At 54.9% G+C, this 14,912-nt stretch carries 12 protein-coding genes; 5 read left to right on the forward strand and 7 right to left on the reverse strand.

Features of this window, described 5'->3' with window-relative positions; all coding sequences use genetic code 11:
* Positions 1-61: 61 nt before the first annotated feature.
* The 5 genes from BM123_RS07930 (at position 62) to BM123_RS07950 (ending at position 7,091) form a co-directional block, all read left to right on the forward strand.
* The gene (locus BM123_RS07930) at positions 62-2,356 is read left to right on the forward strand and encodes a TonB-dependent receptor (protein WP_090167062.1); all 2,295 of its coding nucleotides are present in this window, start codon (positions 62-64) and stop codon (positions 2,354-2,356) included.
* A gap of 239 nt (positions 2,357-2,595) precedes the next feature.
* Positions 2,596-2,961, forward strand: coding sequence for a heavy-metal-associated domain-containing protein (locus tag BM123_RS07935; protein WP_090167063.1), 366 nt, complete (start codon positions 2,596-2,598; stop codon positions 2,959-2,961).
* Between the two features lie 190 nt (positions 2,962-3,151).
* Positions 3,152-4,330 (forward strand): endo-1,4-beta-xylanase, encoded by a 1,179-nt coding sequence (locus BM123_RS07940; RefSeq protein ID WP_090167065.1) that lies wholly within the window; start codon positions 3,152-3,154, stop codon positions 4,328-4,330.
* A gap of 85 nt (positions 4,331-4,415) precedes the next feature.
* Positions 4,416-5,849 carry an MFS transporter gene (locus BM123_RS07945; RefSeq protein WP_090167325.1) on the forward strand — a complete coding sequence of 478 codons (1,434 nt, stop codon included), beginning with the start codon at positions 4,416-4,418 and terminating at the stop codon, positions 5,847-5,849.
* A 240-nt stretch (positions 5,850-6,089) separates the two neighbouring features.
* Positions 6,090-7,091 carry a glycoside hydrolase family 43 protein gene (locus BM123_RS07950; RefSeq protein WP_090167066.1) on the forward strand — a complete coding sequence of 334 codons (1,002 nt, stop codon included), beginning with the start codon at positions 6,090-6,092 and terminating at the stop codon, positions 7,089-7,091.
* Here BM123_RS07950 and BM123_RS07955 read toward each other — a convergent pair.
* The 7 genes from BM123_RS07955 to BM123_RS07985 all read right to left on the reverse strand — a co-directional run bounded on the left by BM123_RS07955 (position 7,088) and on the right by BM123_RS07985 (position 14,875).
* On the reverse strand, positions 7,088-7,432 hold the full coding sequence (locus tag BM123_RS07955) for an L-rhamnose mutarotase (RefSeq protein ID WP_175489292.1): 345 nt from the start codon (positions 7,430-7,432) through the stop codon (positions 7,088-7,090). The genes BM123_RS07950 and BM123_RS07955 overlap by 4 nt on opposite strands.
* 21 nt (positions 7,433-7,453) lie before the next feature.
* Positions 7,454-8,842, reverse strand: a complete 1,389-nt coding sequence (fucP, locus tag BM123_RS07960; RefSeq protein WP_090167070.1) for an L-fucose:H+ symporter permease — start codon at positions 8,840-8,842, stop codon at positions 7,454-7,456.
* A 199-nt stretch (positions 8,843-9,041) separates the two neighbouring features.
* The gene (locus tag BM123_RS07965; protein ID WP_090167072.1) at positions 9,042-9,839 is read right to left on the reverse strand and encodes an SDR family oxidoreductase; all 798 of its coding nucleotides are present in this window, start codon (positions 9,837-9,839) and stop codon (positions 9,042-9,044) included.
* A gap of 11 nt (positions 9,840-9,850) precedes the next feature.
* Complete coding sequence (locus tag BM123_RS07970; protein ID WP_262490450.1) at positions 9,851-11,296, reverse strand: tagaturonate reductase; 1,446 nt, start codon at positions 11,294-11,296, stop codon at positions 9,851-9,853.
* Positions 11,272-12,930 (reverse strand): UxaA family hydrolase, encoded by a 1,659-nt coding sequence (locus BM123_RS07975; RefSeq protein ID WP_245748468.1) that lies wholly within the window; start codon positions 12,928-12,930, stop codon positions 11,272-11,274. Before BM123_RS07975 ends, BM123_RS07970 begins: the two co-directional genes overlap by 25 nt.
* Positions 12,924-13,937, reverse strand: coding sequence for a zinc-binding alcohol dehydrogenase family protein (locus BM123_RS07980; protein WP_090167074.1), 1,014 nt, complete (start codon positions 13,935-13,937; stop codon positions 12,924-12,926). The genes BM123_RS07975 and BM123_RS07980 overlap by 7 nt, the downstream gene beginning before the upstream one ends.
* 107 nt (positions 13,938-14,044) lie before the next feature.
* The gene (locus tag BM123_RS07985) at positions 14,045-14,875 is read right to left on the reverse strand and encodes an amidohydrolase family protein (RefSeq protein ID WP_090167076.1); all 831 of its coding nucleotides are present in this window, start codon (positions 14,873-14,875) and stop codon (positions 14,045-14,047) included.
* Positions 14,876-14,912: the final 37 nt, after the last annotated feature.

The following is a 14,912-nucleotide window of genomic DNA, read 5'->3' on the forward strand; positions in this document are numbered from 1 at the left end:
CTCCGGCGAACAGCACCGGGGCTTAGTGTTTCGTATTACTTCAGCTAAATCAAATATTTCCATGTTTTCCAGACTTCCTCTGCACCTGCGCTCCGGCGCCCAAGTGCTTCTGTTTTTGCTATCTCCATTTTTGCTTTTTGCCCAGCAAGACCATACCGTTCACGGGACTGTTTTTGATTCTGACAATTACCCCCTGGCAGGTGCCACCGTGCAGTGGCAGTCTGGTGAAGGCACCACGGTAGAAACGGACGGATCCTTTCACCTGCCCCCGGTGGATGGTCAGGACCGCTTCACTATCTCTTACCTTGGGTTCGCCAGCCAGGAATTTTTCCTTGACACCCTTATATTGCCCTTATCCATCGTCATGGAGGAAGCTGGCAGCAACCTCGGCGAAATAGAAGTGACCGCCCGAGATGGCGGCCGCGCCGCCAGCCTGCTCAATGCCCGCAACATTGAAACGGTTTCTTCCAAAGAGCTACGGAAGGCGCCGTGCTGCAGCCTGGCAGAGAGCTTTGAAAACAGCCCGGTGGTGGACCTGACCTACGGCGATCCGCTTACCGGCCGGCGGGAGATCCAAATGCTTGGTCTGCGAGGAAATTACACCCAACTCACCCTGGAAAAACGACCAATGCTGGACGGGCTCGCCAGCCCCTTCGCCCTCGACCTCATCCCTGGGCCCTGGGTCAGCAGCATCCAGATCGGGAAGGGAAGCGGCAGCCTCGAAAGTGGTGCTGCCGGTCTGACCGGTGAGATCAACACAGAACTTGTGAAGCCTACCGATGGCCCTAAACTCTACGTCAATGCCTTTGCCGGCAGCCAGGGACGGGGAGAACTAAACGTGTTGGCCAATAAACAGATCAGCGAAACGCTCTATGCCGGAGGAGCAGTACACGCAGGCTTTACTGAAAACAGTCACGACTTTGATTTTGATCGCTTTAAGGATATGCCCGACCGCCGTACGCAGGTAGGTCTTTTCCGCCTATTCCGAAAAGGGAACGACAACTGGGAGGGCCAGTGGAATATCCTCGCCGCCCGAGACCGACGTAGCGGCGGGCAGCAGAACGTACACGATCACGGACAGCCGACGCAGGATCCTTACATCATTGAGCAGGATAACCGGCGACTGGAAGCCTGGGGTAAAACCGGCTACTTTGGCTTTAACAAGCCCCACCAATCAGTTGGACTCATTTACTCCGGCAGCTACCATAAACTCGACAACGTCTACGGCCGAAAGATTCATCAGGGCGAACAGCGTTCCGGATATCTGAATGCGCTTTACCATACCCGGATCCTTAATGACAATCACTTGATTGCCCTGGGAGCCACCGCCCGGATGGACGACTTTGAAGAAAGCCTGGAAGGCAGCGACTTCAGCCGCTCTGAGAACACCATTGGGGCTACCGGCGAATATACTTTCCGTTGGGAAGAGAGTCGCGAAGGAGCCAGCTTCCGAGCACTGACGGCCATTGTCGGGCTACGGGTAGACCGGCACAACCTGGGCGGTACACAGGTGAGCCCACGCCTGAACGTGAAGTATAACCCCAGTGACCGATCTGCCCTTCGCCTGAGTGCAGGCCGGGGTTGGCGCTCGCCGAACATTCTGGTCGACAACCTGAACTGGCTACCCAGCAGCCGTACGATTGTCCTGCCCGTAGTTGACGATGCCCCTGTTTCTGATAATCCGGGCTTCATCGGTCTGGAATCTGCCTGGAACTTTGGTATCAACTATACGCAGGATTTTCTGCTGGCCGGTCGGGAAGGACAGCTGATCTTCGATGCCTTCCGCACTAACTTTCAGAACCAGATCATCATTGACGCAGAGCAAGACCTCGGCACACTGCGCCTGTATCAACTTGACGGAGAAAGTTTCGCCAACAGCTACATGGTGAGTATGAACTACGAGTTGCTGCCACTGATTGACATCAAGCTGGCCTACAAATACAACGACGTACAACAGACCTACGCCACCAACGGCCTGCGGGAAGTTCCATTAACCCCAAAGCACCGGGCCCTGGCCACCATTGGCTATGATGGCAAACGGATCAAAGCCCACCTGAACTACCAGTGGGTGGGTGAGCAACGGCTCATTGACTTTGATGACATCCCCGAGGAAATTTTCCTTCCCCACCCACAGCGCTCCCCTTCCTTCGGAATGATGAGCGCACAGCTAACGTATGTTGCCAACGCTAAAACGGAATTCTACGTCGGCGGTGAGAACCTGACCAACGTTCGCCAGGCGAACGCCATCATCGGTGCCTGGGAGCCCTTCGACGGAGCCTACTTCGACGCCAGCCAGGTGTACCAACCCATCTTTGGCGCCCGTGCCTTTGCGGGGGTCAGGTGGACGTTGGAGTAAGTGCAGGGTGCAGGTTGCAGGTTCCAGGTTGCAGGGTGCAGGTTCCAGGTTGCAGGTTGCAGGTTGCACCCTCCCCATAACTTACAACCTGCAACTTGCAACTTGCACCCTGCAACTTGCACCCTGCACCCTGCAACTTGCGACCTGCACCCTGCCCCTTAAATAATCCTTAAGCCGGTTGACCTTACACCAAATCAGCCGTCAAACCATTATATTTACCTTCTAAATACTTACCAATTATGCGGAATTTATTTCTCCTTCTTGTTGTCTTCGCCTTCACGGCCATGGCAGCTCCCCCCAAGAAAGTAGTTATTCAGACCAATGCCGTTTGCGAAATGTGCAAGCACGCCATCGAGAAAAACCTCTACGACATCGATGGTGTCGAAAAAGCTGAACTTGACCTCGTTACGAGCAAAGTCAAAATCAAGTACGATGCCGACTTGGTAGATGTGGCAACGCTGCGTCAGGCCATTGCGAACACGGGCTACGAGGCTGATGATGTACCCGCCCGCCCCAAGGCTCAGGAAGCCCTGGCTGCCTGCTGTAAACCTAAAGCAGATGCTTGCTGTGCAGACAAAACGAAGGCTTGCAAGAAGCCGGAATAAGTCTGAAAAAGAGAGGATCTATCCTCTTACGGGAGCCGACGCTGAACCTGAGTTCAGCGTCGGCTTTTTTTGTGCCCTAAAAATAATTGATCAGCGCAATGGATTGCCATGATTTCAGAGACTTACATTGCCCGTATATCGGTGCTTCACGGTAGTAAGTATCAGATAAATCTTCATTAAAGTCGACAAAATGCACACCAAAAATTACTTGCTGTTACTGGCTATCGTTTGCCTGTATGCCTGTGGATCTCCTTCGACACCCGAGGAACAAGCCGAAACAACGCCTCCCACTATTTCTACTGCTTTTGCGGATCAATTTGTAGTTGGAGCGGCCCTGGGGGGTTCCCACATTAACGGGACGGATACACTGGGCCAGGCACTCGTTGCGCGCGAGTACAATACCATCACGCCAGAGAACATGATGAAATGGGAGGAAATTAACCCCCGACCCGGTGTCTTCAACTGGGCGGACCCTGATGCCTTCGTTGCTTTTGGCGAAGAGAATGATATGTTCATCGTTGGTCACGCTCTCGTCTGGCACAGCCAGCTGAGTGATTACGTGAAGGAAATTACCGACCCGGAGCTACTACTGGCCGAAATGAAAACCCACATCGACGCCGTTGCCGGTCGCTATAAGGGACGTATCGATGGCTGGGACGTCGTAAACGAAGCACTGAACGAAGATGGCAGCCTGCGGGAGAGCCATTTCTATAAGGTTTTGGGAGAAGACTACCTCACGGAGGCTTTCAAGATGGCGGCGGCAGCCGCCGGTCCGGAGACGAAGCTCTACTACAACGACTACAATATGTGGAACGCCGATAAACGCGAAGGTGCCATCCGGATGATTGAAAAGATTCGGGCGAACGGCGGCCGGGTAGACGGCATTGGGATGCAGGCTCACTACAGCGTCGCCGGGCCAAGTATCGATACCATTGAGCAATCCATCGTCGCCTACGAAAAGGCCGGCCTGCCGATAATGATGACGGAACTGGACGTAACGGTGCTACCGAACCCCTGGGACCTGGTCGGCGCAGAAGTCAGTCAGAACTTCGAGAACAGCCCTTACATGAATCCTTTCCCTGACGCTCTGCCAGATTCCATGCAGACTGTTTTAGCAGATCGCTACGAAGACCTCTTCCGACTCTACCTCAAGCACGCTGACAACATCGAGCGGATTACTTTCTGGGGCGTCAATGACGGCCACTCCTGGCTGAACGGCTGGCCCATTAGCGGGCGGACGAATTACCCGCTGCTATTTGATCGGTCTTACCAGAAAAAGCCGGTGTACGATCGCGTCCTCAGCCTGAATCCGGACGGCAAAAAAAGCGGCAACTATAATTATCAGAAGCAGGCGAACGAGGTAAATTAATACGCTGCACAAGCCCCTTTTCCTAACATCATCTGCCTTCCAAAACATGGTAGCCTACCAGACTACCACACCACAAGACTACCTTATGTCTATCATCAATCACAAACTCTCCGTCACCGAAAAAATAGGCTATGCCCTCGGAGACCTTGCCGCCAACCTGGTGTTCCAAACTCTGGTGACTTTTATCGCCTTCTTTTACACCGACGTCTATGGTATTGAAGCCGGCTGGGCGTCCCTGATCATTTTCTGGGCGGGCATTATCGGTGGTGCGGTGTTTACGCCCATCATGGGTGCCATTGCCGACCGGACCCGTACGCGCTGGGGCAAGTTTCGCCCGTGGATACTATGGACTGCGGTCCCCTTCGGCGCCATCGTCATGGCAACCTTCGCTACACCAGACTTCTCCTCCTCGGGAAAGCTCTGGTACGCCGGCGTTACCTACCTCTTACTGGTGATGATCTATTCGGCCAACAACCTCCCCTACTCTGCTTTGAGTGGCGTCCTGACCGGCAGCATGTCGGAAAGAAACAGTCTCTCCAGCTATCGATTCGTGGCCGTTATGGTGGCACAATTCATCATTCAGGTGCTCGTCTACCCTATTGTAATCTGGGCGGGAGACGGCGACAAGGCCGTCGGATTTGAGAAAGTGATGATGGTCCTGGCCGTAGTGGGCGTGGTCTGCTTACTCATCACTTTTCTTACAACAAAGGAACGTGTCATCCCAAAACCGGAACAGGAGTCTTCCGTAATCAATGACCTCAAAGATCTCTTCGGTAACCGCCCCTGGGTGGTGATGCTGATCCTGACGACACTCATCTTCGTTACCCTCGCGCTAAAGGGTGGATCTTACATTTACTATTTTGAACAATACCTGGACGAAGAAGCCATGCGGGCTTTCCTCGATTCCGTCGGGGCCAGCAGCTTATTTGCCAGTGATTCATCGGCGGGCTCAGCTACCTTCAGCCTTTATAATGCGGTGAGTATCATTTGTCAGATCATCGGAATATTCTTCTCGAAGCGGCTGGCTGACAAGTACGGCAAGCGGAACATCTTCGGAGGTTTCCTCTTCCTTTCAACACTGTTTCTCCTGGCTTACATCGTCGTTCCGGCGGACGCTATCCGGACGGTATTCATTCTCCAGATCGGGCATGGGCTTGCCTACGGCGTCACCATCCCGATCCTGTGGGCAATGATTGCTGACGTAGCCGACTACTCCGAGTGGAAGAACAACCGCCGGGCAACGGCTATCATCTTCTCCGCCATGATCTTTGGCCTCAAGGTGGGCCTCAGCATCGGTGGTTCGCTGGTGGCGGGGCTGCTGGCTTACTACGGGTACGCCAAAGATCTGGCGACCCAGGCTCCGGAAACACTCAACGGTATCCGGCTGATGATTTCGGTATTCGCCTCCCTGCCCTTCCTGATTGGGGTCGCTTCGTTATTCTTCTACGAAATTGACAAAAAGATGGAAGATCAAATCGAATCCGACCTGCTTTCCCGCCGTGGAGAAGCTGTTAGCTAAACAAGTACATCAGGGCGCGGACGCAGGTGCAGGGAAGGTTGAAAAGCAAAGCTCTCTCCGCCCAGTACTCCCCTCCCGATCCCGTAGGACCGCGTAGCAGCCCCGAAGGGAATCAAACATCCTTAACCCCGGATGAAGTCGACGACGAAGTCGCGGCGCAATCCGGGGGCTTAGCCCCACCACACCCTGCTTTCCTAACTCCCCCCTGAACCTGCGCTCCGGCGCCCCAAACCTTAACTCATGTCCAACGAACCCAACTACCAGGAACTCGCCCAAAAGGCCATTTCCCAACCTCTGGTCACGCACATTTACACCGCGGATCCTTCTGCCCATGTCTTCGACGGGAAGCTCTATATCTACCCCAGTCATGACATCGACGCAGGGATACCCTTCAACGACAACGGCGATCATTTCGGCATGGAGGATTACCACGTGCTGAGCGTCAACGATCAGCTCGAAGCCACCGACCACGGGGTTGCCCTGCACGTCAAAGATGTACCCTGGGCCAGCCGGCAGATGTGGGCCCCGGACGCCGCCGAAAAAAGCGGCAAATATTACTTCTACTTCCCCGCCCGCGACCACGAGCAGATGTTCCGCATCGGCGTTGCCGTCGGGGATAGCCCCGTCGGCCCCTTCATCGCCCAACCCGACTACATAAAAGGCAGCTACAGCATCGACCCCGCCGTTTTCAAGGACGAGGACGGCAGCTACTACATGTACGTGGGCGGCATTTGGGGCGGACAGCTCCAACAGTACCGTGACCATGAGTGGAACGCCAAACACGAACTGCCCGCTAAAGAGGAGCCTGCCCTGCGCCCTTACGTCGCCAAACTAAGCGACGACATGCTGGAATTCGCCGAGCCGCCGCGCTACGTAGACATCCTGGACGAAAACGGAGACTTGTTGCTGGAAGGCGATAACGACCGGCGCTTCTTCGAAGCCAGCTGGGTCCACAAATACAATGACAAGTACTATTTCAGTTATTCCACCGGAGACACCCACTACATCTGCTATGCCATCGGAGACTCCCCCTACGGCCCCTTTACCTATGCAGGCCGCATCCTGGAGCCCGTTATTGGCTGGACGAGCCACCACTCCATTGCCGAATGGAAGGGAAAATGGTGGTTATTCTACCATGACTCCGTCCTCTCCGAAGGCGTAACGCACCTGCGGAGCGTGAAGATGGCCGAAATCCGGTACGATGCAGCGGGGCGGATTGAGACGCTTAAGCCGTATTCTTAGTTTACCAGACTAAAGATCCTTTCTGCTTCCACCCACTTCACTCCGTCTTCGGCGAAGGGGAGCCGCTGCTGGAAAGTATCCATCAGGGTTTCCCACTCCTGCACTTTAGGGTTGCTGCCGTCCGCCGCCGCTTTCGCGGCGGGGTCGAAGTCGTCTGTTGTCGTCATGATCATCACCAGCCGGTTACCGGCGAGGAATATCTCCATGCCGGTGATTCCCGAAGAGACGATGCTCTCCGTTATTTCCGGCCAGGCATTGCCGGGAGCGTGGTACTCTTTATACTTTTCGATCAGCGCGGGATCGTTCTTCAGGTCGCAGATAAGGATATGGCGTTGGCTCATGATGATCTTTGTGTAAGTTATTTAAAGCGTCTCATCGGCAGATTCGACCTTATACCCGCTCACCGTGAGACCATAAATCCCTACAACAAGAAAGCAGAACAGCGGTAGTACAAAAGAGAAATTCACCTCCGGTACGCCCATGATCAGCGTATCCGTGTAGCCGCCTCCGCCTATGTCAAGGATCTTGCCCTGAAAGACAGGCATCAGTGCACCACCAACGATGGCCATCACCAGGAAGGCAGCACCGAACTTGGCGTCTTCGCCCTGTCCTTCCAATGCGATACCGTAGATGGTTGGGAACATAATCGACATGAAGAGAGATACCCCCACCAGACAATACAGCCCGGTAATACCCTGAATAAAGATCGTACAGAGCGTCAGGATTCCGGCGCTGAGTGCGAAAAGGAAAAGCAGTCGCCCTCCCGTAAAGTAACTCAGCAGGAAGGTTCCCACCCAACGGCCCGCAAGGAATATCACCAGGGCTGCAACGGCGTAGTAGACCGCATCGGCGTTTGCGATGCCGATGGACTCGGCGTACTGGTAAACGTAAGTCCAGCACATGATTTGCGCACCCACATAGAAAGCCTGTGCAATGACCCCTCCCACGAAACGAGGTTGTGACCAGAGGCGGCCAAGCGCCGCCCAGATACCTAAGCCATCGTCCTTTTCCTCCTTCTCCGGCATTTTGGTTACTAAAAAGAGGATCAGCATGCCGATAACAGCGATACCCAAAACGACGTAAGGATTGCGAATGGTGGCGAGATCGTCCGTCCGTATTCCAGCCTTCTCCGTAGCGTCCAGCGCGGCGTAAGCCTTCGCACCAAGGTCAGAAGCACTGTTCCCCAGGCGTTCTGCTTCCGGCAGGGCATCGTAAGCGGAGCGGCCCAGCTCCTCCACCCGGAGCTTCGCCAGGATGAACTGCTGCGCCACCAGCAAGCCCCCCAGGGCACCAATCGGGTTAAAGGCCTGAGCGAGGTTCAATCGTCGGGTAGCCGTTTCCTCGGAACCCAGGGTCATAACGTAGGGGCTGGCGGTAGTTTCCAAAAAGGCCAGTCCGCAGGTAATGATGAAGTACGACAACAAGAAGAAGGTAAAACTCTCTGCGCTAGCCGCCGGAAAGAACAATAAGGCACCTACCGCATACAGGGCCAGACCGATGATGATGGCCTTTTTATAAGAGTACTTCTTGGCAAATATGGCTGCGGGCAGAGCCATACAGAAATACCCGATATAGAAGGCAAATTGAACGTAAGAAGCGCTCGTATTGTCCAGCTCCAAGACCTTCTTGAAGGCAGAGACCATCGGATTGGTGATATCATTGGCGAAACCCCACAACGCAAACAGCGAGGTTACGATGATGAAGGGGAGCAGATATTGCTTGGGGACTAAGGCTTGTGATTCTTTGGACATGATCGAGGTTTTATAGTCTTGTAGTGTGGTAGTCTTGTGGTCTGGAAGGCTACCGCATTTGGGAGGAGGGGGAGGTAGTTCGGTGGTCTGGTAGGCTGCCGCAGGTTAGAGGCATTGGAGGCGGGGAGACTAGACATTGCAAAAAGCTTTTCCAACGCCTATTCTGTGCGGTAGCCCACCAGACTACCAGACCACAAGGCTACTTCTCTTGCGTCAGTAAGGACCGATCCAAGTGTACATAGCCTCCGTCACAGAAAACATGCTGCCCGGTAGTGTGCGTCGCCAGATCGGAGATGAGGAATAAAGCCTGATTAGCAATTTCCTGCGGCGTGGTCATTCGGTTTTCCAGGGGGATTTTCTCAACAATGGATTTGAGTTTTTCTTCGCCATTGGGCAGCGACTTAATCCAGGTCTCGTAGGCGGGGGTGTAACTTTCGGCAATAATGATGCAGTTGGAACGGCCACCCCACTTCACGAAGTCGACGGCCCACTCGCGGGTGAGGGCCATTACGCCGCCCTTAGCGGCGGCGTAGCCGGAGGTATTCCCCTGGCCGGTGTAGCCCACTTTGGAGCCGATATTAAGCACATTGCCTTTGGCGGCCTTGAGCATCGGCAGACATTCCTTGACGAGGCACCAGTAACTCACCACGTTTAGTTTGAGGCTGTTCATGAAGTCGTCATAGCTGGCTTCAAGGCCGGCACCGTCATTTACCCCAACGTTATTAATGACCGCGTCTATACGGCCATACTTAGCTTTGATACGGTCTGCGGCGGAGGCAATTTGCTCCGGGTCCGTTACGTCGGTTTGAAAAAATTCAGCATCAATGCCTTCAGCCTGTAGCTCTTTGACGTATTCAAAACCGCGAGCGTTTCGGTCGACGATAGCCGGGATGGCTCCTTCTGCCGCAATGGCGCGCATCATCACTTCACCAATACTTCCGCGGTGCCCGGCGGCTCCGGAGATGACGACAACTTTATCTTTTAACTGGAGGTCCATAGTATTTGGTTTTAGTTGAGGTAATTTTTCAGCTCAATGGTTAGTGCCTGCCCTAAGCCCGGTACGCCATTAAGGTCGCGGCCCCACCAACCCACGCGCGCCAGTACCTGCCGGACAAGGTCGCTGAGCCCCTGCTTGTCGGATTCATAGAGGGCCCATTGTTCGCGGAAGAAGTCGATTCGATCTGCTTCGTCCCGCAGGGGAATTGTGCTTCCGTCGCGATCCCCCCGGTAAAAGCGCATCAGTGCCGCAAAGGCCCGGACGATGCCCCGTGGCAAGGCCCCCTTCTTTTGCTGATAACTGAGTAAGGAAGGAAGCAGGCGTGCCCGGAACTTCGAGGTGGAATTCAGGGAAATATCCAGCAGCTTGTGGTGTAAAAAGGGATTGCGGAAGCGGTCCAGCACATCGGCCGCAAAAGCTTCCAGCTGTTCTTTGGGGTAATCCAGCGAAGGGATTATCTCATCGTTCAGGACGCTCGCGAGAAAATCGCTCATGGCAGCATCGTTCATGACGTCACCAACTGTTTCCAATCCGGCGAGGTAGCCAGTGGGGACGATGCTCGTGTGGGCGCCGTTGAGGATGCGGACTTTGATCTCCCGGTAGGCGTCGAGGTCCTGGGTAAAGACCACGTTTAGGTCTGTTTGCCCAAAGGGAAGTTCTTCAGCTACCAACTCCGGCCCGGCAATTACCCAGCTGTGGTAATACTCTCCGGCCACCAGCAGCGGGTCTTCCTTGCCGATTTCGGCGAAGATTTTCGCCGCGCGGTCTTCGGGGTAGCCGGAGACGATGCGGTCTACCAGCGTAGAGCAATAGTGATTAGCCGTAGCATTCCATTCCCGAAAGCCGGGAGGGAGATTCCAGTGCGCAGCGTATTGTTCCACCGCCCGGTTGAGGGCGGTTCCGTTGTCCGCACTCAGTTCCATTGGCAAAACAATGCACCCGCGCTCCGGCGCCCCCGAAAAATGCCGGTACCGGTGATATAACCATAGCGTGAGCTTGGCCGGGAACTCCTTTGGCATTCCCTCCTCCGGCATCGGTTCCTCCGAAAAACGGATGCCCGCTTCGGTGGTATTGGAGATGATGAACCGCATACTTTCCAGCTCCGCCGTAGCGAGGAAAGCTTCCCGCTCCCGGTAAGGCTGAATGATCCGTTGCACGCAGCTAATCTCCCGTCGTTCCTGAATGAGTTCGCCGCGGCGCACCCCGTCGAGAGCTACCGTAAAGCGGCCATTGCTGGCCCGAAGGTCATCGTAATCTCCACGCTCGGTAGGTTTTACGACCACAACTCCGGCCTGAAATTCTGTCTTTTCATTCAGCACGTCGATCATCCAGTCAGCAAAGGCGCGCAAAAAATTGCCGCCCCCAAACTGGAGAACACGCAGGGGAAGATCGGATGAAGCAGTTGAGTTGATAGCTAATTCTTTTAAGATGGTTATAGAGATACGCCCCTCTTCCAAGGGATAAAGTCATCTTGCCCAAGGCGTTGAGCAGCAGTAGTTTGACGACCACTGGCAACATCAACAAGGAACTCAAGAAGCTGAGCTGCGCGTTCTTCGATGCTGCTTGCTCCGGTGATGACCGGCCCAGCGTCAAAATCGATGATATCCGACATCCGGTTCGCCAGGCTTGTATTGCTCGACATTTTGATGACGGGCACAATTGGATTTCCCGTCGGGGTGCCCAGGCCCGTGGTAAAGACGATCAGGTTACAGCCTGAGCCCGCCAGCCCGGTGGTACTTTCCACGTCGTTTCCGGGCGTACACAGCAGGTTGAGACCGGGCTGCGTAACGGGCTCAGCGTAGTCCAGCACATCCGCCACGGGGCCGGTTCCTCCCTTACGGGCCGCGCCGGCAGATTTCATAGCGTCGGTAATCAACCCGTCCCGGATATTACCGGGAGAAGGATTATTCTTAAAGCCCGACCCTACGGCCTCGGCAGCGTCTGAGTAGGCGCGCATTAAACCGGCAAACTTTTCGGCCAGTTCCGGTGTCCGGCAGCGGTTGATGAGCGACTGCTCTACCCCATTGAGTTCGGGAAACTCAGCAAGTACCGGCTTGCCATTCAGGGCAGCGAGCCAATCGGACACCTGCCCGAGCACGGGGTTAGCCGAAAGGCCGGAGAAGCCATCGGAGCCACCGCATTCCAGCCCCAGGGTAAGTGCAGAAAGGGGCGCCGGAGCGCGGGTGCAATGATTGGCTTTAGTAAGCGCAAGGAAGGTCTTCTTTACCGCCTCTGCGATGAAATCCCGCTCGCTCCTGCTTTGCTGTTGCTCCAGGTAAATGACGGGTTTTTCTCCCGCCGCCCCTCTTTTGCTGAGTGCAGCCTGCAGCAGCGGAATTTGCGCATTCTGGCACCCCAGACTCAGGACCGTTGCCCCGGCTACGTTCGGATTGGTGATGTAGCCGGCGAGTAACTCACAGAGCACCTGTGCATCCTGCCGGGTGCCGCCGCAGCCGCCATCATGGGTCAGAAACTTGATGCCATCCACATTTGGGAAAACCCGCTGATCTTTCTCGTTTTCTTGTTTGCCGGCCAGCGGGTCGATGCCGCGGAGTGTTGCCTCGTCAGCGCCGGCCTGATAGGCTTTGATCAATGAACTGATGTCTACCGTCCGTACTTCTTTGCGGCCATAACCCAGCTGATCCACCATCGCTTCGCGGATGGTTTCTACGTTTCTGTTTTCACAGAAAACCAGCGGAATAATGAGCCAGTAGTTAGCGGTGCCGACACTGCCGTCTTTCCGGTGATAGCCCATGAAGTGGCGGTCTTGCCAACGGCTTACGTCGGGTGCTTCCCAGTGGGTCTCTCCCTGTTTTGCCTGATAAGTTTCAGCGGCATGGACAACGTTTCCGGTATGGATCAACCCTCCGGAGGGGATTGCCTCCAGCGCTTTACCCACTAACACTCCATAGAGGTACAGTTTATCTCCTTCGGCAAAGTCACGCTCGGCCAGCTTGTGCTTAGCCTTGATCTCTTTGGACAGCGTCACCGTCCGCTCTCCGGAGGTAATGACCTCTCCGGCGGGCAGGTCGCGCAGGGCAACCAGCAGATTGTCCTCAGGGTGAAGTTTTAACCAACTTTGATTCACCATTCCACGATTGCTTTAATTACGCCGGTCTCAGGCTTGAGCCAACTGTCGAAGCTGGCAATCATTTCGGTGAAGGGAACCCGGTGTGTGATGAAGGCCTCGGTGGGAAACTTCCCACCTTCCAGGGTGTCTTTCACCCACTGAAAATCGTCGAAAGTAGCGTTGCGGCTACACATCAGGGTGGTTTCTTTAGCGTGGATCTTCGGGTGCGCAAAGGTTAAATCCCCTTTACTGAGACCTACCAGTACATAGCGGCCACCGTGGCTCATGTAGTCCGTACCACTCTCCAGCGCCCGCTTGTTCCCGGTAGCGTCGAACACAGCAGTGGCCAGGTCACCATCCGTTATTTTCGCTACGGCTTCAACGGGCTCGTCGAGTACATTAATCGCGTGGTCAACACCAATTTTCTCCTTGACGAAAGCCAGACGGTCCGGATTCGTATCCATGGCGATAACCGTACACCCCACAATCTTCGCCAGAGCCATCAGACCAATACCGATGGGGCCACAACCGACGACGACGATGGTCTCTCCGCTTTTCAGATCCGCCCGGCGAATAGCATGTGCGCCGATGGCGAGCGGTTCAACGATGGCGATCTCGTCATGCGAGAGCTTCCCGGCCGGAATCAGGATAGCGTTGGGAACACTGATGACCTCCTGCATGCCACCATCGGTATGCACACCGAGTACGCGGATATTGGAACAACAGTTCGTCTTCCCGTGCCGGCAAGCGACACAGGAGCCGCAGCTCAGGTAGGGCATAATGATAACACGATCTCCGGCGGAGATGCCCTGGGGGTTGTCTCCGATTTCCATTACTTCAGCGGAGAGCTCATGCCCCAGGATTCTGGGGTAGCTGAAAAAGGCCTGATTACCGGCGTAGGCATGCAGGTCTGTTCCACAAATGCCAACACGGGTGATTCGCAGGAGCGCTTCTCCCTCAGTCGCTTTGGGTGATGGTTTTTCCAGGAGCTCAAATTGCTCCGGTTGTTCGCAAACAATGTACTTCATAAATAAAGAGTGTGGGCTCAATGTAAGCCTAGCCCGCCAATGCCATTGACGGGCCGGACGGCGATTAACATCTGTAATATGATTTTACCGGAAAGTGTCCTTCTGAGCTACGCTAAGCCGTAAAATGACCAGCAATTACCGCCCAGTACGGCCTGTTGTTCTGGCTGGCTAAAACCGGAGAGGTAGTCATTCACCAGCCCCAGAACCCTGTCATAAGGCGCCGCCACCCGGCAGACGGGCCAGTCGCTGCCGAACATAACTCGTTCCGTTCCCCAGGCATCGAATACGACGTCGAGGTAGGGTTTCATCTGGTCTTCCGTCCAGTTTTGGTAGTCGGCTTCGGTGACCATGCCGGAGACCTTACACCATACATTGGGAAAAGCAGCCAATGCTTGCATTCCGATCTCCCAGCCTGCCAGATACCCCGCCTTGATGTAGGGTTTGGCCAGGTGATCCACCACAAAGCGCTGTTCGGGAAACTGCCGAACGAGCTCCACCGCCGCCAGCAGTTGATGCGGCAGGATGAGCAGGTCGTAGGTGTAGCCCCGCTCGCCTATGGTACGGATTCCCCTTACGAACTCCGGCCTAAGCATAAACTGCGGATCGGCTTCACCCTGCACCACGTGCCGAAAGCCTTTTAGGGCTGTGCTTCCGGCGTAGACATCAAGTTGTACGTTTAAATTTTCGGCCCGCAGGTCAATCCAGCCCACTACGCCTTTGATGAAGGGATTCTCCCTGGCTAATGCCAGCAGAAAATCTGTCTCGTCCCGGGTCTGATCAGCCTGAACGGCGACACAGCCATTCACGCCGTTAGCGGCTAAAATGGGCTGCAGGTCTTCGGGCATAAAGTCCCGCCGAATCACGGCCATTTCATCGTCAATCCAATCGTGTTTTTTTGCCTCGTAGCGCCAGAAGTGCTGGTGGCTGTCAATGATCATCCGGAAAGTTATTTTGAGCGTTCGCTGGTGAAGTTAT

It is taken from the genome of Neolewinella agarilytica (assembly GCF_900110645.1).
Lineage (GTDB): Bacteria > Bacteroidota > Bacteroidia > Chitinophagales > Saprospiraceae > Neolewinella > Neolewinella agarilytica.

Coding starts and splice junctions, on each gene's coding strand:
- BM123_RS07930 (WP_090167062.1), top strand. CDS start 62: ATGTTTTCCAGACTTCCTCTGCACCTGCGCTCCGGCGCCCAAGTGCTT.
- BM123_RS07935 (WP_090167063.1), top strand. CDS start 2,596: ATGCGGAATTTATTTCTCCTTCTTGTTGTCTTCGCCTTCACGGCCATG.
- BM123_RS07940 (WP_090167065.1), top strand. CDS start 3,152: ATGCACACCAAAAATTACTTGCTGTTACTGGCTATCGTTTGCCTGTAT.
- BM123_RS07945 (WP_090167325.1), top strand. CDS start 4,416: ATGTCTATCATCAATCACAAACTCTCCGTCACCGAAAAAATAGGCTAT.
- BM123_RS07950 (WP_090167066.1), top strand. CDS start 6,090: ATGTCCAACGAACCCAACTACCAGGAACTCGCCCAAAAGGCCATTTCC.
- BM123_RS07955 (WP_175489292.1), bottom strand. CDS start 7,432: ATGAGCCAACGCCATATCCTTATCTGCGACCTGAAGAACGATCCCGCG.
- fucP (WP_090167070.1), bottom strand. CDS start 8,842: ATGTCCAAAGAATCACAAGCCTTAGTCCCCAAGCAATATCTGCTCCCC.
- BM123_RS07965 (WP_090167072.1), bottom strand. CDS start 9,839: ATGGACCTCCAGTTAAAAGATAAAGTTGTCGTCATCTCCGGAGCCGCC.
- BM123_RS07975 (WP_245748468.1), bottom strand. CDS start 12,930: ATGGTGAATCAAAGTTGGTTAAAACTTCACCCTGAGGACAATCTGCTG.
- BM123_RS07980 (WP_090167074.1), bottom strand. CDS start 13,937: ATGAAGTACATTGTTTGCGAACAACCGGAGCAATTTGAGCTCCTGGAA.
- BM123_RS07985 (WP_090167076.1), bottom strand. CDS start 14,875: ATGATCATTGACAGCCACCAGCACTTCTGGCGCTACGAGGCAAAAAAA.